A 24,005-nucleotide genomic window follows, 5' to 3' on the forward strand; every position below is an offset into this window, starting at 1 on the left:
AGTGCGGATTTTACAAGAAGCCCTCAGTTATTCCATTATCACTGGGGGTTTTTCCTTCTATACTGAGGTTGTAAAGAGGCGAACGCACAAGAATTTCTGGGAGGTCATTACATGAAAAAGATGGCAGTAACTCTCGTAAGCTTGCTTACGGCAACAACCCTAGCAGCTTGCGGATCCACAAGCACACCGAAAGAAACAAGCTCAGCAACACCTGCTGCAACGGCGGCAGCGACAGCAGCGCCTGCAAAAGCAGATGCGAAACCAGTGAAGCTTCGTATTTATGCGCAGTACGCGGATGAAGACACCAAAACACCTTACGACTACGCGGTCGCTGAATTGAAAAAGGAAATGCCTAACGTTGAGCTTGAACTTGATATCCAAGCGCAAGATGACGGACAAAAATTGAAAACGTATGCGGCGACTGGTAATCTTCCAGATATTTTCCAAGCAGGTCTCGACATTATCGATACGTTCAAGAAGTCCAATAACATTCTGGTGTTGGATGACTATGTGACCAAATTCGGTTTCAAAGACAAAATGCAACCAAGTGCCATGAACACACTAGTAACGGATGATGGTCACACATATGCGTTCCCTTATGCTGGGAATGAAGTTGCCTTGTTGTACTACAACAAAGATTTGTTCCAACAAAATGGCGTGAAAGTGCCTACCACCTATGATGAAATGATGACGGCAGTTAAAGCATTCAATGCAAAGGGGATTACGCCACTTTCCATTTTCGCCAAAGAGAAATGGCCTTGCGTAGCGTTATACGATATGTTCGTAACACGTGCTGAACCAGGCGGTATTAATAAGTTGGACAAAGGCACAGCGAAAGCAGGAGATCCTGCTTACAAAACAGCAGCTGATAATATCATTCAGCTAGTTAAAGCGGGCATGCTGCCGAAAGGTGCAACGAACTTGAACTATGACCAAGCCGCGGCGCTCTACCACGAAGGTAAAGCAGCGATGTTCATTAACGGTCAATGGGAAATCGAAGCTGCAACAGCAGCACTTGGCGACAAAGCAGGCTACATGTACTTGCCAGCAGCAGATGCGGCAGCTTATGAAAAAGGTAAGACAGCGTTCAGCGGCAGCGGTGGTCCTGGTGGATACGCTGTATCCGCTAACACGAAAGATAAAGAACTAGCTGCAAAAGTAGCTTCCTTCATCTCCTTGAAATATGCCGAGTACAAATACACAAACCGCAGCAACCCGATTGTTGCAACGAAAGTGGATAAACCGATCGTGAAACAGTTCCCTCCAATGATGGATCAGCTGTCCAAAGATATTCCGAAAATCACAAGCACAACCGCTTTCTCATGGGGCTTGTCCAATCCGAAGTTCAAAGCAGCACTGGAAGATGCAATACAAAACCTAATGACAGGTAACTACACATCTGATCAATTCGTGAAAGATTTGGATAAAGCAGCAGTAACAGCGAAATAAATAGGATTCTATGACATGGGAGACTCACACTGGAACGCCTTACACCCAGTGTGAGTTTTCTACTCTACGAAGGAAGTGATGACATGCGCAAATTCATGGGAAATAAAGCAGCGATTATGTTGTTTACGCTGCCGGCACTCCTTTTGTATACAGTGATCGTGTTTTACCCGATTTTACAAACGTTTTACCGCAGTACCTTCGACTGGGACGGATTGAGTGCGGGAACGTTCATTTTTCTAGACAACTACACACGATTGTTCCAAGACAGCATTTTTTACACGTCACTCTATAATGGACTCGTGTTTGCAGCGATTTTAGCTTTTGTGCAAATTGGGATCGGAACGGTGCTCGCCTTTGCGGTAGCAGAGGGCTTCAAAGGGAGTAAGATTCTTCGCATCTCCTACTTCATTCCCGTTGTACTTTCGATCACTGTCGTCTGTCAGCTCTGGCTGGCCATGTACAATAGTGAGTACGGCTTAATCAACAAGGTGTTTGAAGCGTTGGGCATCTCCTACCGTCAGGACTGGTTAACGAATAGCAAAACAGCGATTTTTGCCATCGCTTTTGTTAACGCCTGGCAGTATATGGGCTACCAATTCGCCTTGCTTTTAGCGGCTGTGAAGTCTGTACCTGAACAGTACTTAGAGGCTGCTCGCATCGACGGCGCTTCGAAATTCAAAGCACATATGAAGATTACGATCCCGATGCTGGCTGAAACGTACAAATTTTGCCTCGTGCTCGCCATTACAGGCGGCTTGAACGCTTTTGCTAACATGTTCATCATGACCGGTGGCGGTCCAGGTAACTCGACGTACACCTTGACGTATCTCATGTACCGTTCGGCTTTCCGTGTCGGCGAATTCGGCTATGGCTCTGCGGCAGCTGCATTCCTCGTTATTGAATGTTTGATCGTAACGCTAGCCATTAACAAACTCATCGCACGTGAACGAATTACCTTTTAAGTGAATGCTTACGAAGCTAGTTTTCTTACGAAAACTTTAATAGTGAATGCTTACGAAGCCAGTTTTCTAAAGAAAACTTGAAGGAGGATGACAAATGAACGGCCTGCTCAGATTGCGTAAAAAAAATCCGATTCTTGGCATCCTTTTATGGGTGTACGCGGGGTTGTCGGTGTATCCACTCTTGTGGATGATCTTCTACTCCTTGAAAAATAATAATGAAATTTTCGTTACGAACCCCTTCGGGATTCCAACCCATTTCCGCTTCGGCAATTATGTGGATGCTTGGTCCAAATTTAATGTACCGCAATACTTCAGTAACAGTCTCCTAGTTGCAGCCTGTACCGTCGTAGGGACGATCGTCCTTTCCGTGACGTTTTCCTACGCAGTGGCTCGTATGCAGTGGCGCTTCAAGGAAATGGCAAGGATCTATGTCGTCATCGGGATGTTCATTCCGGTTCAAGTGATCATGATTCCACTCGCGATTCTTGTTCGTGATTTTCATCTAGCCAATACGTACGGAGCACTCATTGTGCCTTATATTGCTTTCAATATTTCGTTCTCTAGTATGGTGTTCTACGGCTTCTTTCGTAGCATTCCAGTCGAGCTCGAAGAGTCGGCTTGTATGGATGGCGCGAGCATTTATCGCACATTCTATACGATTATTTTACCAATCATTAAGCCGGCAATGGCAACGATGGTCATCTTCGTATTCTTATCCTCGTGGAATGAGTTTACGATGGCACTTATTTTAATTACCAAAGAATCGCTGAAAACCTTGCCGCTCGGATTGCTGTTCTTCCAAGGCCAGTTTACAACGAACTGGGGCGCTATGGGGGCGGCAATGACGATTGCCAGCTTGCCTACGGTTCTCGTGTATGTTCTCTTTAGTGAGCAAGTCGAGAAGGCGATGACCGTTGGGTCAGCTGTAAAGGGATAAAGGAAGACTAATGAAGTGATATAGGACAACGTATGAAGTGATAAAAGACGACCAAATCGTGTAAATGACCCCGAGTAGGGTCATTTTTTGCATGGAAAAGGGCTCAAAGGTGCTCATTTCACCATATATCAATATCCCTTATAAGTCTCATAAGATGAATCTAATTGACCTAAGGTGCGCACTATGATAGGTTTCAATGGAGAGTAAAAAAAGTGCGAAAAATAGCAAAGCTTATCAATACATGCTGATGAGGTGGATTTTGTTGGAACTTCAAGTCTTAAACAGTCCTTTTAACCAAGAGCAAGTTGAATTACTTAATCGTATTCTGCCATCATTAACGGATACCCAACGTATCTGGTTAAGTGGATATCTGACAGCGCAACAAGGTACGTCCAGTTCTGCGGCGGCGCCAATCGCTTCCGTACCAACGGCTTTGACCAGTCAACCGGTCATCTCCAAAGATGTTACCGTACTTTTCGGATCACAAACAGGCAATTCCCAGGGTTTAGCTAAAAAGCTTGCCAAAAGGCTGGAAGAGCAATCGTTCCAAGTAACGCTCTCCTCCATGAGTGACTTCAAACCGAACAATCTGAAAAAGGTACAAAACCTACTCTTGATTGTCAGTACACACGGAGAAGGCGATCCGCCTGATAACGCGATCTCATTCTACGAATTCCTTCATAGCAAAAGAGCCCCTCAATTGGAAGAACTGCGTTATTCCGTTCTATCTTTGGGAGATACGTCTTATGAATTCTTCTGCCAAACGGGTAAAGATTTTGACAAGCGTTTGCAAGAGCTTGGCGCAAAATCATTAACTGACCGTGTCGATTGCGATGTTGACTTTGATGAGCTAGCCGCAGCTTGGGTTTCTGGTGTTCTGAATGCTCTAAATGCAGCATCTGCTACGGCTTTCGTCGGCGGAGCAACAACTGCGGTTGGAAGTGCTGCTTCCTCCGAGTCGGAGTACTCCAGAACAAACCCGTTCCAAGCAGAAGTGCTTGAGAACTTGAACTTGAATGGTCGCGGTTCCGATCGTGAAACGCGCCATGTGGAAATTTCCTTGGAAGGTTCGAACTTGCAATACGAACCAGGGGATAGCTTGGGTGTATTCCCAGAGAACCATCCGCGCCTTGTTGAAGAAGTCATTGGGGCGATGGGTTGGAATGGTGCTTCTCTTGTTGCCGTAAATAAAAATGGCGAAGAGCGTTCTTTACAAGAAGCACTTACTCGTTTTTATGAAATTTCTGTCCTAACGAAACCTTTGCTTGAGCAAGTGGCGAAGCTTACAAACAACGATAAACTGCAAGAATTAGTTGCTGTAGGTAATGAAGCTGAGTTGAAATCATACATCTCAGGTCGCGATCTGCTGGATTTGGTGCAAGATTTCTCCCTTGAGGGAGTATCAGCAAGTCAATTTGTATCGGTTCTTCGCAAATTGCCTGCTCGACTTTACTCGATCGCAAGCTCATCCAAGGCTTCACCGGATGAAGTGCACATCACGGTTCGTGCTGTACGTTACGAAGCCAATGGACGTAATCGTTATGGAGTATGCTCCGTTCACCTTGCAGAGCGCTCACCAGCGGGTACAGCATTGCCTGTGTACATTCAAAGCAATCCGAACTTCAAGCTCCCTTCGAATCCTGAAACGCCAATCATCATGATTGGGCCAGGAACAGGGGTGGCACCTTTCCGTTCTTTCCTTGCTGAGAGAGAAGAAACGGGAGCAGAAGGGAAATCCTGGTTGTTCTACGGCGACCAACATTTCTCCACGGACTTCTTATATCAAGTTGAATGGCAGCGTTGGTTGAAAGATGGCGTTCTTACGCAATTGGATGTGGCTTTCTCCCGGGATACGGATCAGAAAGTGTACGTTCAGAACCGCATGTTAGAGAAGAGCCGTGAGTTGTATCAATGGCTGCAAGAAGGCGCTGTTGTGTACATCTGTGGTGATGAGAAGAAGATGGCACATGATGTCAATGCCGCTCTGATCACAATTCTTGAGCAAGAGGGCGGATTAAGCAATGACGAGGCCTTGCAATATTTGGCTAACATGCAACAGCAAAAACGTTATCAACGGGATGTTTATTAAACCGGGATCCCCGCGATCACGAGAGGAGAAAGCTCAAGATGTCAGAAAATAATTTACTATCGAAGAATAGTGCGCCACATAGTGATGTTGAACAAATCAAAATCCGCAGTAATTATCTGCGCGGCAGCCTAGAAGAAACGCTTGAAAACCGTATCACGGGTTCCATCCCTGAGGATGATAACCGTTTGATGAAGTTTCATGGCAGCTACATGCAGGATGACCGTGACTTGCGAAACGAGCGTGCGAAACAAAAGTTAGAGCCAGCTTATCAGTTCATGCTTCGCGTACGTGCTGCGGGTGGGATTGTAACGCCGAATCAGTGGCTGATGATGGACCGCGTTGCACAGAACTATGCGAATGGAACCATTCGTTTGACGACACGTCAATCATTCCAATTGCATGGCGTGATCAAATGGAACATGAAGAAAACGATTCAAGAGGTTAACGCATCCATGCTGAGCACGCTAGCTGCTTGTGGTGACGTGAATCGTAACGTGATGTGTAACCCGAATCCATACGAATCCGAAGTTCATGGTGAAGTGTACGAATGGGCGAATCGCATTTCGAACCACTTGGATCCGCGTACGAGAGCTTATCACGAAATTTGGCTGGATGGCGAGAAAGTGATCGATAGCCGCGACGCAGAAGAGCAAGAGCCAATCTACGGACCTGTTTACTTGCCGCGGAAGTTCAAGATCGGTATTGCGGTACCTCCATCCAACGATGTAGACGTCTACTCACAGGATCTTGGTTTTATCGCAATCGTTGAAAATGGCAAATTGGTTGGCTTTAACGTATCCGTCGGCGGCGGTATGGGGATGTCCCATGGCGATGTCAAAACGTATCCGCAAGTTGCTCAAGTGATCGGTTTCATTAAGCCAGAGCAAGCTGTTGATCTTGCTGAGAAAACCGTCATGATTCAACGTGATTATGGCGATCGTTCCGTTCGTAAACATGCTCGTTTCAAATATACCATCGATGATCGCGGGATTGAGTGGTTCGTCAACGAACTACAAACGCGTCTTGGTTGGAACCTTGAGCCAGCTCGCTCCTTCCATTTCGAATCCAACGGGGATCGTTATGGTTGGGTGAAGGGAAGCAACGGGAAATGGCATTTCACCCTGTTCATTCAAAACGGCCGCGTGAAAGACGATGGCGACTATCGTTTGATGACGGGTCTTCGTGAGATTGCCAAGATTCATACAGGTGATTTCCGTCTAACGTCGAACCAGAACTTGATCATCGGTAACGTTAGCGCGCAGAAAAAGAAGAAGATTGAAGAGCTGATCAAAGATCACGGCATTACGGATGGTCTTCACTATTCCGCCCTTCGTAGAAGTTCGATGGCGTGTGTAGCGTTCCCAACTTGCGGACTTGCCATGGCGGAATCCGAGCGTTACTTGCCGTCTTTGATCGATAAAGTCGAAGCGATTCTGGAAGGTGTTGGCCTTCGTGAGCAAGAAATTACAATCCGTATGACGGGTTGTCCGAATGGCTGCGCACGACCTATGCTGGCTGAGCTTGCTTTCATCGGTAAAGCAGCAGGGAAGTACAACATGTATCTAGGCGGTGGATTCGCAGGAAACCGTTTGAATAAGTTGTACAAAGAAAACATCGGTGAATCCGAAATTTTGGATTCCTTGCAAACGATCATCCCGCACTACGCCAAAGAGCGTCAAGGGGAAGAGCACTTCGGTGACTTCGTCATTCGCGCAGGCTATGTGAAAGAAGTTCGTTCCGGTCAAGATTTCCACGCTTAACAAAGAAAACCCTGTAAGACTCTCGTGAAAGAGAGTTCTTACAGGGTTTTTATTGTAGAGAGGCTGTGGCTCGACCGGTATACATCGATGAACGAGGTACTCGGGATGTAGATAGTCGGAAAATCCGATTAAATCAACGAGAAACGAGGCCTGAAGCCGTGAGATAGTTGGAAAAGTCGATTAAATCAACGATGAAAGTGGCCCGAAGCCGTGAGATGGACGGAAAATCCGATTATCTCAAGGAGAAACGAGACCTGTAGCCGTGAGATAGTCGGAAAATCCGACTAAATCAACGAGGGAAGTGGCTCGAAGCCGTGAGCTAGTCGGAAAAGACGATTAACTCAACGAGGGAAGTGACTCGAAGCCGTCAGATAGTCGGAAAGGCCGACTATCTCAACAAGAAGCGTGGCCCGATGCCGTGAGATGGATGGAAAAGCCGATTAACTCAACGAGGGAAGTGGCCCGAAGCCGTCAGATAGTCGGAAAAGCCGATTAACTCAACGAGGGAAGTGGCTCGAAGCTGTGAGATAGTCGGAAAATCCGATTATCTCAACAAGAAGCGTGGCCCGATGCCGTGAGCTAGTCGGAAAAGACTATTAACTCAACGAGAAATGAGGCTCGAAGCCGTCAGATAGTCGGAAATGCCGACTATCTCATCAAGTGACATGGCCCACATGCCGCTGAAATGCAGCGGAATCAACATGCCACTCTGTGAGCGGGATCAAACGCGATTCAGAATCGCGAAACTAAATCAAATAAATGGAAAACATCCATCTATTTCCTTCGATTTCCCGATTCCCAATCAAATAACTGGAAAAACTCCAGCTATTATCGAGGTTTGCATGCGAAATGAGCAGAAACCTGAAAAATAGCTGGAGTTTTTCCATCTAAATGACTTATTCGACTGAATTGTTTTGAATTAACTGTAGGTTCTACAGTTAACTCACATTACGCAGGGTGGAGAGTTTGAAAGGGTCACTATTTGGAGATGTCCCCGCCTACTGCGCACCCTTACTCACCCAAAAAGTCACATTATCACCCTGCAGGCCGTTCGTACCAGCCTTGGGGTCTTGCTTCGTTACGATGCCTTTGTCAAGCGTGCTGACTTCGATCACGAAGTTGTAATGGAGCCCCGCGGCCAGTGCCAGCTGCTCCGCATCCTCTTGCGTTTGGCCTACCAAATTAGGCACAACGGTTTTCTCAGTCCCAGGATTCGTACCCGTCAAGACGGTACTCGCTGTGCTGCTGGGACTAGCTGTTGAAACAACGGTTGGCGCTGGTGAAGGTGTCACGACAACAACGGTCTCAACAATCTTCGTCTCCGGCCAGACGGCCCAAACGACGATAACGCCTGCGACTAGCGCCGTCACGGCGCCTAGCGCAATCAGTTTAGCCGAGCGAGGGTTACGCGCTTGGATTTCAGTGTCATCGTACACACGATGTGGTTCGGCTTGTGGAGCGGGCGCCTTTTCCAAGCTGGGAACCGGTTCCTCAGCAGGTGGATCTGTACGAGGAGCGGAAGGCGGTAAACTCCGCAACCCAAAAACGAGCGAAGAAAGCGATGACTGCCCATGACAAATAAATTTAATAAGCCGTATTAAAGCTAATTTTTGCTCCATGGTCGCGCTTGGAACGTTGGCGCGCTCTAATGTCGTATGCATGACCTCGAAGGTGTCAGAAACGGTTTCGCCTCCCGTGAGCAGCTGAATCATCAATCGGCATAGGCCGACAGCGCCTTGCTCCTGAGGATCATCTTCCTCCCAATAGTTGATAACCGAAAGTTTGTTATGATCGGACAACCATAAGTTGTCTGGTCGTACGGAGAAGCCTGTAATCCGTTCCTCCATGGCATCCAGCAGGGAAACGCCTAAGTCGCTAATCATCGTGACCACGTCAGCGTAGGACCATTTGCGTTTATGAATAGGATTGGCGAACAGTGAGCCTGGCTTGGCTTGCAAAATAATCGTAACGGCTTCGTCCGTAATGGACGTATCTAACATATGATGAAATCCGTCATGGATAAATGCCGCTTTATCCTGAAGAGCACTTATGTAATCGACACCGCGTTGTTTGTGAAGTACCGTTTTACGATACAGGAGTACTTTGCGTGTTAGAAAGACATCATCACCATAATGGAGAGTTCCATGAGGGAAAGAGACGATTTGTGTACTTGGCACGTATCGTGTACCTATTCGATCGGGCATGGATTAACCATCCTCTCTGGCAGCTATGATTAGTATTGACCTTATTATAAAGGATTCGAAGGCAGATAGGAATTTAGGAGCAGATCTTATGAAAAATAACATAAATGCGCGAAAATTTTGTGGAATTTTATCAAAATAGTTCGAATTGCCTGTATTTTGTTAAAATTCGTTGTAAGATGGGTCCATATCGTGTTTCGTGTTAGGAAAGCTTACGCGAATAAAGGAGTGGGCCAGGATGAAAGCGAGCAGTCTCAATAAACCTAGTGTATCAACTCTTTTTAAACCTGCTATCTATGTACTGAATAAGCTTAGGTACCCGCAAAAATTTATGATGATAGGTTGTGTGTTCGTTATTCCCATTATGTTGTTAGCGGAGCAATTGCTAGCAGGGACGACGCAAAGTATGCGTGCGGCTAAGTTAGAGATGGATGGGATTTCAGTACAGAGAGAGTTGGGTGAGCTGCTAGTTAATTTGGATCAATTCGGACAAAGCCTTCCGTCAGCAGATGGTGCTCAAGTGCCAAACGGTATGGATTCCAAGCACATTCATTCACAAATTGATGAACGCATGGTTTGGATGAAAGCGGAAGTTGAAAAGACCAAATCTCCTTTGCTGCAAGCCAAGCTTGTAGCGAGTATCCAAGAACAATGGCAATCCATTTCATCGAATGGAGAAGGTCTAAGTCAGAAGTACTATGAACTGCAGCATGAGCAAATGGAACAAAATGTGATCCAGCTCATTCACGCAGTAGAGAAAGGTGCAAAACTTAATCTGGATCCTGAAGAAGGCAGTAGTTCCCTCATAGACTTTACTGTACATCTTTTTCCGTCATTTTGGAATAATCTTGAGAAAATTGAGCGAAGCGGCATTGAAGTTGCGGTTCGTCGTCAGATCAAAAACCCGGAAGAACAAGAAGAAATCATTCATTTAAGCGGTGAAGCGCAGTCGATGTTAGCTGACATTCAAACGTCGGAGGATCAGTTCAAAGAGCAAAATCCAGATCTGGCCGCTACCCTTCTGGAGCTTCAAGTGAAAAACCATAAGACAACATTGGCTGTGATCAGTACTTTAAACGAGAAGCTAGTCAACACGGGTGTTATTCAAATTACACCGGATGAATTTGCTGCAACAGTTCGATCTGCCAAAGCATCTGCGCTTGACTTATATCATAGTCAGTTAAATCTGCTAACGGATCAGTTGCAGACGCGTGTGGATGATTATACAAGGAGTCTGACGCTAGATGCGCTTGTCGTGCTGGCTGTACTGCTGTTTGCGGCGTACTTGTTTATGGCTTTTTATGTGGCGATGAAAAAAGGTATCGAGGACCTCGCACGAGCTTCGCAGCGCCTTGTACAAGGGGATATGACCGTAAGGGTCCAATCCGACTCCAAAGATGAGTTTAGCAGCGTTGTAAATGCTTTTAATCACATTGCAGATAGCTTCACGCAAGTCATTCGTCAAAGTAGGCTCGTTGTGCAGAGGGCATTTGAATCTTCGGTGCAGCTTCAAACCAGCGTCAAGGAAACATCGGCGGATTCGAAAACGATTCAGCGGATTATGACAGACATGGCACAAGGTTCGCAAGTATTGATGAAGGGCTCCGAAGAGACGTCATCTGCGATGAATGAAGTGGCAGCGGGGGTGCAGCGCATTGCTGAAACATCATCGACCGTTGCTGAAGCGGCGAATGAAGCCGCAGTTGAGGCCAGACAAGGCTTCGAAGATATGAGTTTGGCGGTTGGACAAATGTCGTTGATCAAACACAAAGTAATGGAAACCGCATCAACGATTTCCGAACTTGTCGATTTATCCACGAAGATTGATCGCATGCTGGATGTGATTACGGATATTTCGGAGCAAACGCGGCTGCTTGCACTGAACGCTTCGATTGAAGCCGCTAGAGCGGGGGAATATGGGCGAGGCTTTCAGGTGGTAGCAACAGAAGTAAGGAAGCTGGCCGATCAATCCAGTGAGTCAGCCAAGCAAATTGTGCAGCTGATTGCAATGGTGAAAAGCAGCTCTAAGTCAGTTGTAGAGAAGGCGCAGATGGAAATTAACGAAGTAGAGAAAGGGAGCTTGCTGATAGCCAAAGTAGGCGTCGTCTTTGAATCTATTTTGAACGCGGTGGACCAGGTTGCCGAACAGATCCAAGAGGTATCCGCTGCCTCGGAGCAAATTTCTGCAAGTACGCAGGAGGTATCGGCGTCCATGGAGGACAGTGTGCAGATTTCACGCAAAGCAACCTCGTACACGCAAGATGTAACGTCATCATTACAGAAGCAGGCTGCTTCCACGATGGAAGTGGAGTCTTCGTCGACAACACTGAACCACATTTCAGAAGAATTACTCCATTCGCTAACCCATTTTCAGCTTGACTAAAATAGGACAAGGTATCTACCTTTCTATGCTGATAGACTCAGCTTATGGAAAGGTATTTTTTTTCATAGTTTGCTAGGATACTTCTATGCTTCATAAGGCCTAAATGATATTATATAGAAATCAGATAAACTTACAAAAAACACCATTATGAGGGGGAAACATGTTGAAAAAAGTCGCTATTTTAGGTGGCGGAGTTGCTGGATTAAGCGCTGCGCATGAGCTTGTTGTACGTGGGTATGAGGTATCCGTTTACGAGTTTAAGACGATTCCAGGCGGAAAGGCAAGGAGTATGCCGGTTGTGGGCAGTGGTATCGGTGGGAGAAGAGACTTGCCGGGTGAACACGGCTTTCGACTATTTCCGCGTTTCTATCGCCATGTGATAGATACCTTAAAGCATATTCCTTACGAAAATGGCACCGTTTACGATAATTTAACAGAAGTAACACGCTTAGATATCGCCACATATACAGCGCCATTGTTGCCATTGTTGGCCAAAATAGAATTTAGCCTAGACAATTTTTTGGTACTGATCAAAGATCTTTTCGATAATGGATTGGGTCTTACGATGGATGATATGGAGCAATATGGCCGCAAGTTATGGCAGGTTATGACCAGCTGCGAGGAACGTATCCGTGAGGAATACAACTTAATCGATTGGTGGGAGTTTATCCAAGCTGAGCAGCAATCGCCTGCTTTTCAGAAAATTTTTGCTGGCTTTACCAAAACATTAGTCGCATGCCAGTCCAAGATTGCCAATACACAAACAGTAGGACCTGTAGCTGTTCAGATGACGCTGGACATTACAACACCAGGCACAAGCTTCGTGCGGCTGTTGAACGGCCCGACCAATGATAAATGGATTTACCCTTGGCTGTCATTCCTACAAGATCAAGGTGTTGACTATCATCTAGCTGCTAAAGTCGAGAGCATTAACTGTGTGGATGGGATTATTCGGAGTGCAACCATTACAGAGCATGGTGAAACATTCGATATCGAAGCGGACCATTTCATCGCTGCTTTCCCTGTAGAGGTTATGGGTAAAATGATTACGGATTCTATGCTCGAAGCGGACCCATCGCTACATGGTATACAGAAGCTTGTTGACTCCGTCGCTTGGATGAATGGCATTCAGTATTACTTGAAGGAAGATGTAAAGATTACGCATGGACATGTGATTTATTTAGATGCACCATGGTCACTCACTTCGGTTTCACAGAAGCAATTCTGGCCAGACGTGAATTTAAGTGAATATGGTGATGGAACGGTCAAAGGCATTCTGTCTGTTGATATTTCAGATTGGGACACGCCGGGCATTCTATTCGGCAAAACAGCAACACATTGTACGGCAGAAGAGATTAAGGCTGAGGTTTGGGCGCAAATGAAGCTAAGTCTCAACGTAGATGGTGCCGTTATTCTGGAGGACTCAGTCTTACATTCGTGGTTCCTGGATACAGATATTCAGTTCAGTAATCCAGATGGAGCCTGCACGAATATGGAGCCGCTGCTCATTAATCGTGTTGGAACGTGGGACGATCGACCAGAAGCATTTACAGGGATTCCGAATTTATTCCTTGCTTCTGATTACGTTCGTACCAATACGAATCTCGCAACGATGGAAGGTGCCAATGAGGCGGCGCGTCGGGCTGTAAATGCTATTTTGCAACGAGATGGTTCAAAGGAAAAGCCTTGCAAAATTTGGGAGATGTACACATTTGAAGTCGCGCATGTTGATTTACTGAAATTCTATCATATCCACGATAAGCACCAATTCGAGAAGGGACTTCCATGGGATGGAAAGATGTCAAAGTTCCTGTAACTAGCAGCGAGATTTACTAGGAGGATAAGATGTTAATATTGCCGGATTATGAGATGATCAGACAAATATATCAAGGTGAGCGTAACGTGTTGTACCGCGCCGTTCATAAGCAAACAGGCGAGAAGGTAATCATTAAGACGCTGCGATCCGACTTTCCGGTTGCAAGGGATCTGACCAGATTAAAGCGCGAGTATGAAATCGGGAAGATGTTGGATTTCTCTGGTGTCGTTCAGCCTCTCTCGCTGCCGAAGTATCATAATAGCGTCGCCTTAGTGATGGAAGATTTCGATGGGGAAACCCTTTCAACCTACTTCCCGTTGTTCCGGCAATCCGTCAAGGACTTCTTGCAAGCAGCTATTCAACTAGCCAAAATTGTAGGAGAAGTCCATCAACGTTATGTGATACATAAGGATATCAAGCCTAGCAATATTATTATGAATCGTAGTAAACAGATTATGAAGCTTGGCGATTTCAGCATTTCGTCGTTCACGAGAGAGCGTCAAGAAATGCTGGATCCTTTATTACTAGAAGGAACGCTCAGCTACATGTCGCCCGAGCAGACAGGGCGCATGAATCGTATCATCGATTATCGGACGGATTATTACTCCCTGGGTGTCACGTTCTACGAAATGATTACAGGACACCTTCCCTTCCAAACGGATGATGCGGTGGAACTGCTGCATTGCCATTTTGCTGTCACGCCGGTACCGCCGCACAGCTTGCGAATGGCGATCCCGAAGCCGATATCGGATATTACCATGAAGCTGCTATCGAAAGACGCGGAGGACCGCTATCAAAGCGCCTACGGGATTATTCATGATCTGGAACACGTCTTGATGCTTAGTCAATCAGGCGAAGAGATGCAGGAATTCACAGTGGGTCGCTATGATATGACCGATATGTTCCAGATTCCCCAAGGGTTATATGGCCGATCCAAGGAAATTGAAAGACTGCTGCGTGTATATAGTCATGCCGTGCATGGGTCCTTGGAGGCGGTGTGGGTCACTGGGGAATCAGGATATGGAAAATCCTTCCTTATTGCAGAAACCATGAAGACGATCATGAAGGATAATGGCTGGTTTTTATCCGGTCGTTTCGAGCCCAATAAACAGCATATCTCGTATCATGCGATTGCGAGAGCGCTGCGAGAGCTAGTTCGTCAGCTTTTGACCGGGAAGGATCAGCAGCTTGAAGAGTATCGCACGCGGCTGCTCCAGATGCTGGGTACGAGCGGGAAAGTTTTGACGGATCTCGTGCCAGAATTGGAGATGCTGATCGGCGAACAGCCGGCTGCAAGGCCGCTTCCGCCACAAGAGACACAGAATCGTCTCCACTTTTTACTGCAGCAATTTCTATTGATTTTTTGCGCGAAGGATCGGCCGATTGTTTTGTTTTTGGATGATTTGCAATGGGCGGATGCAGCGTCACTGCAGGTATTGGATCTGCTATTGAACGATTCGCAACTGAAATATTTCTTATTCATTGGCTCTTATCGCAGTGAATATGAGAGCAACTGGCTGTCGGCTATGCACATCCAATTATTAAGCAAGCTGCCTGCGCGGCTAATCGAGGAACGTATTACACTCAAGGCGTTTGAGATTCACGATGTGAAGCAGTTGGTGGCCGAATCTTTGAAATCCGAGCAGGAGCAAGTCGCTGAATTAGCTGAACTCGTTCTGGTGAAAACCGGAGGCAATCCCTTTTTCGTCAAACAATTTCTAACCGCCTTGCACGAGCAAGATTTGCTTTCATTTAATTATGAAGTCAATCGTTGGCTTTGGGATATGAACGAGATTCAGAAGCTTCGCATTACGGATAACTTAATGTTCTTGCTCGCAGACAAGCTTGAGCGCATGCCTTCACAAACACAAGATGTCTTACGTTTGGCATCCTGCTTAGGTGTTTCCTTTGACTTAGAGGCACTGGGTATTATTATGAGTTCCTCTTTCACTGATGCACTACATAAGTTGGAGGGCACCATTCAGTCCGGTTTAATCATCCCCGTGGGTATGGATTACAAGTTTTATAACGAAACACTAGGCGAGTCCGCAGCGCGCGATATCCGATTCATGTTTGTCCACGATTCAATCCAAGAAGCGATTTATGGCTCGATTGAAGAGACTAAGCTAACAGAGATGCACTTAAGTATAGCGCAAATGCTGCTAACAACTCTGTCGGAAGCGGAGATCGAGCGCAGACTCTTTGAAATTGTCAATCACATGAATATGGGGTCCGATTTGGTCGAGGAGCGTCCAGCCCTGATCCAGCTTCTCGAATTTAATATGGGAGCAGCGCGCAAAGCGAGAGCTTCGAATGCGTATCGATCAGCGCTACAATATTACAATAAAGGCTTGTCTATGTTGAGTCAGATCACGGGGATGGAACTAGAGGAGCTAAGCTATACGCTTCGCTTGGAGAAATCAGAGGTGCTCTATTTGAACGGTCAGGCAGATGAAGCCGAAACCTCCTATGAGCAGCTTCTGCAAGAAGCCAAATCCAAGGAGCAAAGACTGGAACTCTATAATCTTCAAGTGATTCTGTACACGAATGTAGGGAAGCAGCATCAGAGCGTCAAGTTAGGCTTGAAAGCGTTGGCGGAGCATGGTATCCGATTATCAGAAGCGCCAACAAGCGCGAATATCTTAGTTGCATTTTTGGACGTGAAGCGGAAAATCGGGCGTAAAAATACGCTCCAACTCTACGATTTACCGATTATGGAAGATGATTATCGCTACAAGCTCATGAATCTGATGATGAGCGTTGCCATCTCAGCGTATTTCGTAAATACGAACTTGTTCGTTCTTTTTATGCTAAATATGACCAAGCTCGCTTTGAAATACGGGAATTCACCAGCAATGGCCTATGTGTATGGGGCGTATGGCCTTATTCTGGGTTCAGGTTTCGGGGATTATCAAAGAGGTTATCTCTATGGTCAACTGGGCAACCGTATGAACGAGCGATTCCAATCTCATCAATTTCGGAGCAAAAGTTATTTCTCGTTCGGCTTATTTGTTACCCCATGGGTGAAGCCGCTTCAAAATGCCCTTGAACTTCTGAAAGATTCGTTCCGAAGCGGGATTGAGGATGGTGACTTGGTATTCGCAGGCTATGCGCTCACGTACCAGGTTTTGGTTAAGGATTTCCAAGGGGTTGCGCTTGCGGAGGTGTACGATGATCTAACGAAGAACTACCGGATTCTGGAGCAGACGAATCATCACGATACACTTCTAATGATGGAAATGCTTCGGATGGTGATCATGAATCTGGAAGGGAAAACGCATAACTCATTGCTCATCGGTGAAGATGAGTCGGAAGAAGAAGCGTTTGTCCGCAAGCTTGACATACATTCAAACCAAGTCATCATTCATGTCTATACGGTGAAAAAGATGATGCTCTTTTACTTATTTGGCCATTATGATGAAGCGGTGAAAATGTGCAGAGAAGCAGAACGGAGACAATCCGCATCCTTTGGTTTGTTCCACATGCCAGAGCATTATTTCTATGCGGTTCTGTCCTTGACTGCTAAGTTCACTGAGGCATCGATTGAAGATCGAAAATGGTCTGCCAAGCAAGTGAAGAAAATGCTCAAAAAAATGGAGAAATGGTCAACAAATGCGCCAGAGAACTACCTACATCTTAGCCTACTGATGCGAGCTGAATGGGATCGTGTGCAAGGGCATGCTCAGAGAGCAGAGCAAGGGTATGAGAGTGCGATTCGTCAAGCGCGGGAGCAGGGTTTTATTCAGCATGAGGCGATCGCGACAGAGCTGGCGGGGAAATACTATAAGCAGGCTGGCCGCGAGAAGATTGCCAAAACCTATCTCATTGACGCCTATTTGGGTTTTGTAAGCTGGGGGGCCAAGGCTAAGGCTGATGAGCTCATTGCGCGATATCCCGGCTACCTATCCAGCCTGCATGAGTCCCCAGATTGGGCGACAACCAAAATCAGCGACTATTCGCTGCAAGCGCTGGACTTTATGACCATCATGAACACCTCGCGGTCACTGTCCAGTGAAGTGAATTTGGAGCAGTTGATCAAAAGACTGATGGAAATCGTTACGTATTCCTCGGGTGCGGAGCGAAGTATTCTTGTTTTGAAAGATAAGGATTGCTTATATGTTGAAGCGGAGATGCTGGCGAGTGAAGGCAAAGATTCCTGCACCGTGAGTCCGGTTCTATTGGAATCTCGTGATGATCTGCCGCGAGCGGTCATTCAATATGTGGCCCGCATGAAAGAAGGAATCGTGCTTGATGATGCGGAGAACGAAGGGTTCTTCACGAATGATCCGTATATTCGGCAAGCGGAAAGTAAGTCGATTTTCTGTGAGCCTATCTTACATCAGGGGAATTTAGTCGGGGTTTTCTATTTGGAAAATAATTTAATTCGAAATGCCTTCACTTCAGATCGACTGGATGTGATCAAATTATTATCTGCACAAGCTGCGATTTCGATCGAAAATGCTAGGCTCTATAATGATCTCGAGTCCAAGGTAAAGGAACGTACGAATGAATTGATTCTGATGGAGACATCGCGGCGAGATTTGTTATCGAATATCTCACATGATCTAGGAACACCGCTTACGTCTATTCAGGGATACGTTGAAGCGATCCTAGATGGTGTGATTCATGAACCTGAGGAGCAGAAAAAGTACTTGTCGGTTGTGCATATGCGCATCGTTGGTATTCAACGCTTGATCACGGATTTATATCAATTAAGTCGGCTTGAAACCAAGCAGTTCCATTTCCAATTGGCTCCAACGTCTTGTGTGACGATGGTTCGCCAGCTTTTTGCCAAGTATGAACTAGATGCGGCGAATGCAGGAATCATCTACACGTTAGATATGGGACACATCGATGGTCAACAAGAAATGCTGTTAACCGTTGATCCGGATCGGATCGAACAAGTCTATGCGAATCTGATCTATAATGCGATTAAATTCTCTACTAGCGGCGGTTTCATTGACGTTCGTGTGGAAATTAGAGATGAACCCTATGAGCTGGTTATACGGGTGTCGGATACTGGCGTTGGGATCAGTGAGGAAGATCTGCCCCATATTTTTGAACGCTTCTATAAGGCATCCAAATCGCGCAGTAATTCAGGCGGCAGTGGCTTAGGACTTGCAATCGCCAAGGAAATTATCCAATATCACGGTGGGCAAATTTGGGCGGAAAGCCGCTTAGGCCAGGGCTGCAGTATTTCGTTCTCACTCCCTTTACACCGCATATAAGTTCTCCAAACCGTACATCTTACTTAGAGGTGTACGGTTTTTGTTTGTAGTAGAATCGTGTCTACCCAAAAGGTGTTACCAATGATATTGAATACGACTTGTGATATACTTCTGTAGATATTAGTCATCGAAGGAGTTTACACACATATGCAATCATTTATTCAATGGAATCCAACGAAATTATGGTTTGGCGAAGGCCAGATCAAACAACTGCAACAAGAGCTAGGTACGACTGGCAAACGAGTGCTGCTCGTGTACGGTGGAGGAAGCATCTACAAGAATGGGGTATACGATGCTGTTCTCAAGCAGCTGCAACATATGGAAGCGACTGTGATCGAAATGTCCGGTGTAGAGCCTAATCCAAGGCTGACAACGGTTAAAAAGGGAATTGCCCTCTGCCGTCAAGAACAGATTGATCTCATTCTTGCCGTGGGTGGCGGCAGCGTGATTGATTGCGCGAAGGCGATCTCAGTTGGCGCCTATTATGAAGGTGATGTGTGGGATATCATCACCAAGAAAGCCGAGCCAGAGAAGGCCCTTCCACTAGGCACGGTACTAACACTTGCCGCGACAGGCTCTGAAATGAATAATATTTCGGTCATTACCAACTGGGAGCGTAACGAGAAGCGCGGTTGGGGCAGTCCATTAGCGTATCCGGCATTTTCAATTTTGGACCCTGCCTACACGGTGTCGGTTCCTCTTGATCAGACCGTATACGGGATTGTGGATATGATGTCCCACGTACTTGAGCAATATTTCCACCGCACGGATAATACGCCGATGATGGATCGCTTCATGGAGGCTGTCCTTCTCACAGTTATAGAAACAGCTCCTAAGCTTTTGGCTGATCTTACGAATGTGGAGCATCGCGCTACCATCATGTATGCCGGTACAACGGCATTCAATGGCTTGCTTTCCAGTGGTACGGATGGAGGCGACTGGGCTTCTCACCAAATTGAGCATGGCTTATCAGCCGTTTACGACATTCCGCATGGCGGGGGTTTAGCAATCGTATTCCCGAACTGGATGGCGCACTGTGCGGAGGAAGATCCATCGCGAATGAAAAAGCTGGCTATGACGGTTTTCGGAATCGATGCTGCTGGCAAAACAGATCATGAAGTGGCGGAGGAAGGCATTCAGGCACTGAGGCAGTTCTGGGATTCACTTGGAGCACCGAGTCGACTTGGGTATTACGGAATCGATGACCAGCGTATCGAAGAATTGGTGCATAAATCATTCATGAAACCGAGTATTGGACAATATAAAGTGATGACCAGAGATACGGTTCGAGACATTTTGCTCAGGTCATTAGCATGAAGTATTATGTGTATGTGCTAGCAGGCGCTTGCAGCTTCGGTCTTCTGTCAACTTTCGTGAAGAAAGCCTATGAATCCGGATTTCATGTAGGTGAGGTTGTTGGCAGTCAAATTTTATTTGGTCTCATCATGCTGTGGTTGATGGCTTTCGTAACAGCGAAATCTGCACGAGAAGGATCCGCTACACATTTGTTTCGTGTAACACCGCGTCAAGTGCTTCCCCTCATGCTAGTGGGAACTAGCTCAGGTCTTACCGGTATATTTTATTATGCAGCATTACAATATGTATCAGCGTCTTTTGCTATTTTATTATTATTCCAATTTACATGGATCGGTATTGTGCTAGAGGCTGTAATCGATCGTAAACGACCAAGCAAGGAAAAATTAATTGCACTTATTTTCTTATTTATAGGGATTATCATGGCTAGTGGTTATCTAAAAGGAAATCTCGAAGCGCCTTCTTGGCTCGGCGTTGGTTTAGGCCTGCTATCGGCCCTTACGTATGCTGTGTTTATCGCCATGAGTGGCAGGGTCGCTAAGCAGGTTGCTCCGATCACTCGAAGCGCTGTGATGCAAACGGGCTCGTTCCTCATTGTCATGCTGATCTTTCCGCCGCATTTTCTATGGAATGGCTCGCTGCATGAGTCGTTATTACCATGGGCGCTGCTGCTAGCCTTGTTCGGCGTTGTGATCCCACCGTTGTTTTTTGCAATCGGTGTGCCGCGAATTGGCGGCGGGATGGCAACCATTATGAGCGCTGCGGAGCTGCCGACCGCTGTTGTTATGTCGTTTGTTGTCCTGAACGAATCCGTGAATGGGCTTCAATGGATAGGTGTGATCGTTACTATGCTCGGCATAGCATTGCCGGAATTACTGAAACGAAGGAAGCGACAGCATCAGCTTCAGGTGGAATGAATAAGGTGGACTTCCCTTTTGGGGAGTCTGCCTTTTTTTTGATTTTACCCAATAAAAAAAGGCCAGTTGGCCTTTGACTTTCCATCTATGGATTTATTTCACTCATCATTCACTTACTTCACACACACTCACTCTCACGCATGTGCGAGTTCTTTCAACTCCAGCTTCACCGTAGTAAGGTGGGTCAGCTCTGGCATATTGAACATTTCAGCTAAGCGCCGAAGACGCATATAGATCGTTCGTAAAATGACCGAATCCAATTCCGTAATCATCGCCCGATTGGCGATGTAGTCGCCCATGCTCATTTTAATCAGAAAAGGGCTCTTTCTTAAGTCAGTTAGCTTATGCTGCGTGAAGTGGTCGCCACTGCTGGTGACATATTTCGTTTGCTTGAGCGCGGATTGAAACCGTTCCACACAGGTTTTGGAGACTTGCATGTGCCTTTTGACGCCGAGGGCATCAGAGACAGTAAGTATTTGGTTTTTTTCATCTAAGGAAGTACCTTTTAAGTACACAATTTCATGTGGAGCGACTCCCTCAATAAGTAGACGAATAATAATGGCATCTTGTGGGTTCATACATTGTGTCTCAATGAATTGAATTTGCTCTAGAGTAAGAATACGAAATCAACATCCCTTCAAGTTTGAACTTAGTTTTCTGTAAAATTTCACTTGGTTTTCAGAAATAAGCAACTATACATCTTATGTGAGGGGAGAAGGGAATATGCCTACTTTCAAGCTGATTAAATTGTAATTACAACAAGGTGGCGATACTAGCTTTGAGCTCCTTGGTGAATTCTTTGCAAGTCTGTGATAGATGACGACTTTTGAGACGAATAGTGCGAAATGAAACGCCGAAATCCTCTCCTGTAATCTCCAGAGCAATAATTTGGCCTGTTTCTACATAAGGGTCTTTTCTCATTCCTGTTTCGGTGTAAAAACCGATAGCGATTCCTTCGGTAATAAATCGTTTCGTCGCTTCCGAATTTCCGAGTTTGAATAAAATATTAGGTTCACCGTGTTTTTTGAAAGTTTTAATTAAATAGTCGGAGCTGACAAGTAGAGGATGTTCCAATAATTCTTTAATGGAAATGCTAGACTTGTGTGATAGTGGTGATTTTCTACTAACATAAGCCATGATGCGACAATCCATCAAATGTTCCATGATGAGTTGAGGATACTTGCATTCATGATCTCGTGAGACAGAAACAAGTCCGATATCTACTTGTCCACATAGAACTTCTTGGAGAACCTGTGGATAATCCAATTCCAACATCACAAGATCGACATCCGCGTATTTATCTTTGAAAATAGCTAACGTAGGTGGCAGTACACTTAAGCAAAGACTAGGTACTGCTGCAATCGAAAGGGAGCCAGAGAGTTGGTTGAATTGAAAATTGGCTGTTTCTCGAAGCTCTTCTACTTTATTCATGATCTCAATCGCCTTGGTAATGATGAGTTTACCGTCTTCAGTGGGAACAGCCCCGATGCGTGAACGGTTAAAAAGCTTCACGCCAAGCTCTTCCTCTAAGCTGCCAATCGCTTGAGAGATGTTTGGCTGGGAAACGTGAAGCTTTTCAGCTGCTAATGAAATAGAACCCGTCTGATTAATTTCAATGATATACAAGAGTTGTTCAATTCGCATATTTCACCTTTTCTGGAAGCCGGTTATGAAGCTACTATATCCAAATTAGGTGGAATGAACAATGAGAGAGAAGCACTATTTTAAGAGATACCCAGTTCGACATGAGGGGAATTCGACTTTTTCGTGTGTCTGTTGTCGACGACACGGGATAAGAGAATGCTGATCTCATATAAAGCAAATAAAGGGATTGCTACCATAAGATGTGAGATTAGATCAGGCGGAGAAATTAAGCTGGCGGTAATGATCAGGATGAGGTACGCATATCGGCGAACTTTATGCAGCAGTTTAGGGTTCAACAGCCTCAGTTTCGTCAGAAACATAACCACAATAGGGAGCTCAAACGCCAATGATAACGGTAATATGATGTTGAACATAAAGCTGAAATATTGAGATACGCCATACGTTTGAGTTAATCCAAGATTCTCAGTAATGCCAATCGTAAACTTCATACACATCGGGAAGACAATGAAGTAGCCGAAGGCTACACCAATCAAGAAACATAAGCATGTATAGGGGATATAGCGTAGTGTGGCCGTTTGTTCTTCCTTGGTTAATCCCTTTTTGACGAAGGCCCAAAGTTGATAGAGGATGAAGGGGAGGGTCAACGTAAGGGAGATGGCAAAGGCAATCAACATATAAATGCGAATCCCATCCATCGGTGAAAAGACGTGCCAAGTTATCGTTGTTGCAGGTGGGGTTTGCTTGAGAAAGAGTAGAATCTTCTGAGCAAAGGCGAATCCAACGAGTAAGGTGAGGATAATGGCGATAAGAATGCGAATTATGCGTGTGCGCAGCTCATCTAAATGTTCTACGAGTGACATCATTTCTTTCATTTGCATACGAGTCCTCCAATCTAGAGTAAGAGATAAATTATAAGCTTGCCAGCATTCGTCGTAATTCAACCGTATGATAGCCGTCGATTAATTTTGTGTGAATATCCATGATGGTTTGTATATCCTCGAAGGAATATTTACGAACTCCGCCCTTGCTTCGCTCTGGAAAAATAAGTTTACGATCCTCGTAGTACCGAATTTGTCTTTCAGATAGCCCTGTTAGTTCACACGCGATACCAATCTGTATCACTTTCTTTTTTGTCATCATCATTCGTTTATTCCCTCCATTTTAAATGTTAGATAATTTAACGTTAATATGACATTTATTAGAAAAACCTTATCATCATATGGAAAAATGATCAAATAACCGTTGATTATCTCGGTATAATTATTATTTATGTCAGATAGTCTCACATAAAACGATGACGAATAGCTTACTCACTGGTACGTTTAAGTAGCGGATAGCCAAACT

Annotated in this window: 15 protein-coding genes; 10 read left to right on the top strand and 5 right to left on the bottom strand. The window is 45.6% G+C overall.

Annotation, left to right across the window (positions count from 1 at the left end):
- Positions 1 to 111 precede the first annotated feature (111 nt).
- From A8709_RS11890 to cysI, 5 genes are all read left to right on the top strand, one after another.
- On the top strand, positions 112 to 1,449 hold the full coding sequence (locus A8709_RS11890; protein WP_065852549.1) for an ABC transporter substrate-binding protein: 1,338 nt from the start codon (positions 112 to 114) through the stop codon (positions 1,447 to 1,449).
- An 83-nt stretch (positions 1,450 to 1,532) separates the two neighbouring features.
- Positions 1,533 to 2,411, top strand: coding sequence for a carbohydrate ABC transporter permease (locus A8709_RS11895; protein WP_065852550.1), 879 nt, complete (start codon positions 1,533 to 1,535; stop codon positions 2,409 to 2,411).
- A 94-nt stretch (positions 2,412 to 2,505) separates the two neighbouring features.
- On the top strand, positions 2,506 to 3,348 hold the full coding sequence (locus A8709_RS11900; protein ID WP_065852551.1) for a carbohydrate ABC transporter permease: 843 nt from the start codon (positions 2,506 to 2,508) through the stop codon (positions 3,346 to 3,348).
- A gap of 262 nt (positions 3,349 to 3,610) precedes the next feature.
- On the top strand, positions 3,611 to 5,437 hold the full coding sequence (locus tag A8709_RS11905) for an assimilatory sulfite reductase (NADPH) flavoprotein subunit (RefSeq protein ID WP_065852668.1): 1,827 nt from the start codon (positions 3,611 to 3,613) through the stop codon (positions 5,435 to 5,437).
- Positions 5,438 to 5,475: 38 nt separating this feature from the next.
- The gene (cysI, locus tag A8709_RS11910; RefSeq protein WP_065852552.1) at positions 5,476 to 7,197 is read left to right on the top strand and encodes an assimilatory sulfite reductase (NADPH) hemoprotein subunit; all 1,722 of its coding nucleotides are present in this window, start codon (positions 5,476 to 5,478) and stop codon (positions 7,195 to 7,197) included.
- A gap of 998 nt (positions 7,198 to 8,195) precedes the next feature.
- Here cysI and A8709_RS11915 read toward each other — a convergent pair.
- Positions 8,196 to 9,401, bottom strand: a complete 1,206-nt coding sequence (locus tag A8709_RS11915) for a PASTA domain-containing protein (protein WP_065852553.1) — start codon at positions 9,399 to 9,401, stop codon at positions 8,196 to 8,198.
- 235 nt (positions 9,402 to 9,636) lie between these two features.
- Between A8709_RS11915 and A8709_RS11920 the strand changes: the two genes are divergently transcribed.
- From A8709_RS11920 to A8709_RS11940, 5 genes are all read left to right on the top strand, one after another.
- The gene (locus A8709_RS11920; RefSeq protein WP_065852554.1) at positions 9,637 to 11,781 is read left to right on the top strand and encodes a methyl-accepting chemotaxis protein; all 2,145 of its coding nucleotides are present in this window, start codon (positions 9,637 to 9,639) and stop codon (positions 11,779 to 11,781) included.
- Positions 11,782 to 11,941: 160 nt separating this feature from the next.
- Positions 11,942 to 13,597, top strand: coding sequence for a hydroxysqualene dehydroxylase (locus A8709_RS11925; RefSeq protein ID WP_065852555.1), 1,656 nt, complete (start codon positions 11,942 to 11,944; stop codon positions 13,595 to 13,597).
- Between the two features lie 29 nt (positions 13,598 to 13,626).
- A complete protein-coding gene (locus A8709_RS11930) occupies positions 13,627 to 18,825 on the top strand; it encodes an AAA family ATPase (RefSeq protein ID WP_065852556.1) in 5,199 nt (1,732 codons plus the stop codon).
- 147 nt (positions 18,826 to 18,972) lie between these two features.
- Positions 18,973 to 20,142, top strand: a complete 1,170-nt coding sequence (locus A8709_RS11935) for an iron-containing alcohol dehydrogenase (protein WP_065852557.1) — start codon at positions 18,973 to 18,975, stop codon at positions 20,140 to 20,142.
- Positions 20,139 to 21,056 (top strand): EamA family transporter, encoded by a 918-nt coding sequence (locus tag A8709_RS11940; RefSeq protein ID WP_065852558.1) that lies wholly within the window; start codon positions 20,139 to 20,141, stop codon positions 21,054 to 21,056. Before A8709_RS11935 ends, A8709_RS11940 begins: the two co-directional genes overlap by 4 nt.
- Before the next feature lie 134 nt (positions 21,057 to 21,190).
- On the opposite strand, the gene A8709_RS11945 is transcribed toward A8709_RS11940, so the two are convergent.
- The 4 genes from A8709_RS11945 to A8709_RS11960 all read right to left on the bottom strand — a co-directional run bounded on the left by A8709_RS11945 (position 21,191) and on the right by A8709_RS11960 (position 23,804).
- The gene (locus tag A8709_RS11945) at positions 21,191 to 21,634 is read right to left on the bottom strand and encodes a hypothetical protein (protein ID WP_065852559.1); all 444 of its coding nucleotides are present in this window, start codon (positions 21,632 to 21,634) and stop codon (positions 21,191 to 21,193) included.
- A 175-nt stretch (positions 21,635 to 21,809) separates the two neighbouring features.
- Positions 21,810 to 22,700, bottom strand: a complete 891-nt coding sequence (locus tag A8709_RS11950) for a LysR family transcriptional regulator (RefSeq protein ID WP_065852560.1) — start codon at positions 22,698 to 22,700, stop codon at positions 21,810 to 21,812.
- Between the two features lie 80 nt (positions 22,701 to 22,780).
- Positions 22,781 to 23,539 carry a twin-arginine translocase subunit TatC gene (gene tatC / locus A8709_RS11955; RefSeq protein WP_065852561.1) on the bottom strand — a complete coding sequence of 253 codons (759 nt, stop codon included), beginning with the start codon at positions 23,537 to 23,539 and terminating at the stop codon, positions 22,781 to 22,783.
- Positions 23,540 to 23,570: 31 nt separating this feature from the next.
- Positions 23,571 to 23,804 (bottom strand): MerR family transcriptional regulator, encoded by a 234-nt coding sequence (locus A8709_RS11960; protein ID WP_084224849.1) that lies wholly within the window; start codon positions 23,802 to 23,804, stop codon positions 23,571 to 23,573.
- Between the last annotated feature and the right edge of the window lie 201 nt (positions 23,805 to 24,005).

It is taken from the genome of Paenibacillus pectinilyticus (assembly GCF_001700435.1).
Classification (GTDB): Bacteria; Bacillota; Bacilli; order Paenibacillales; family NBRC-103111; genus Paenibacillus_E; species Paenibacillus_E pectinilyticus.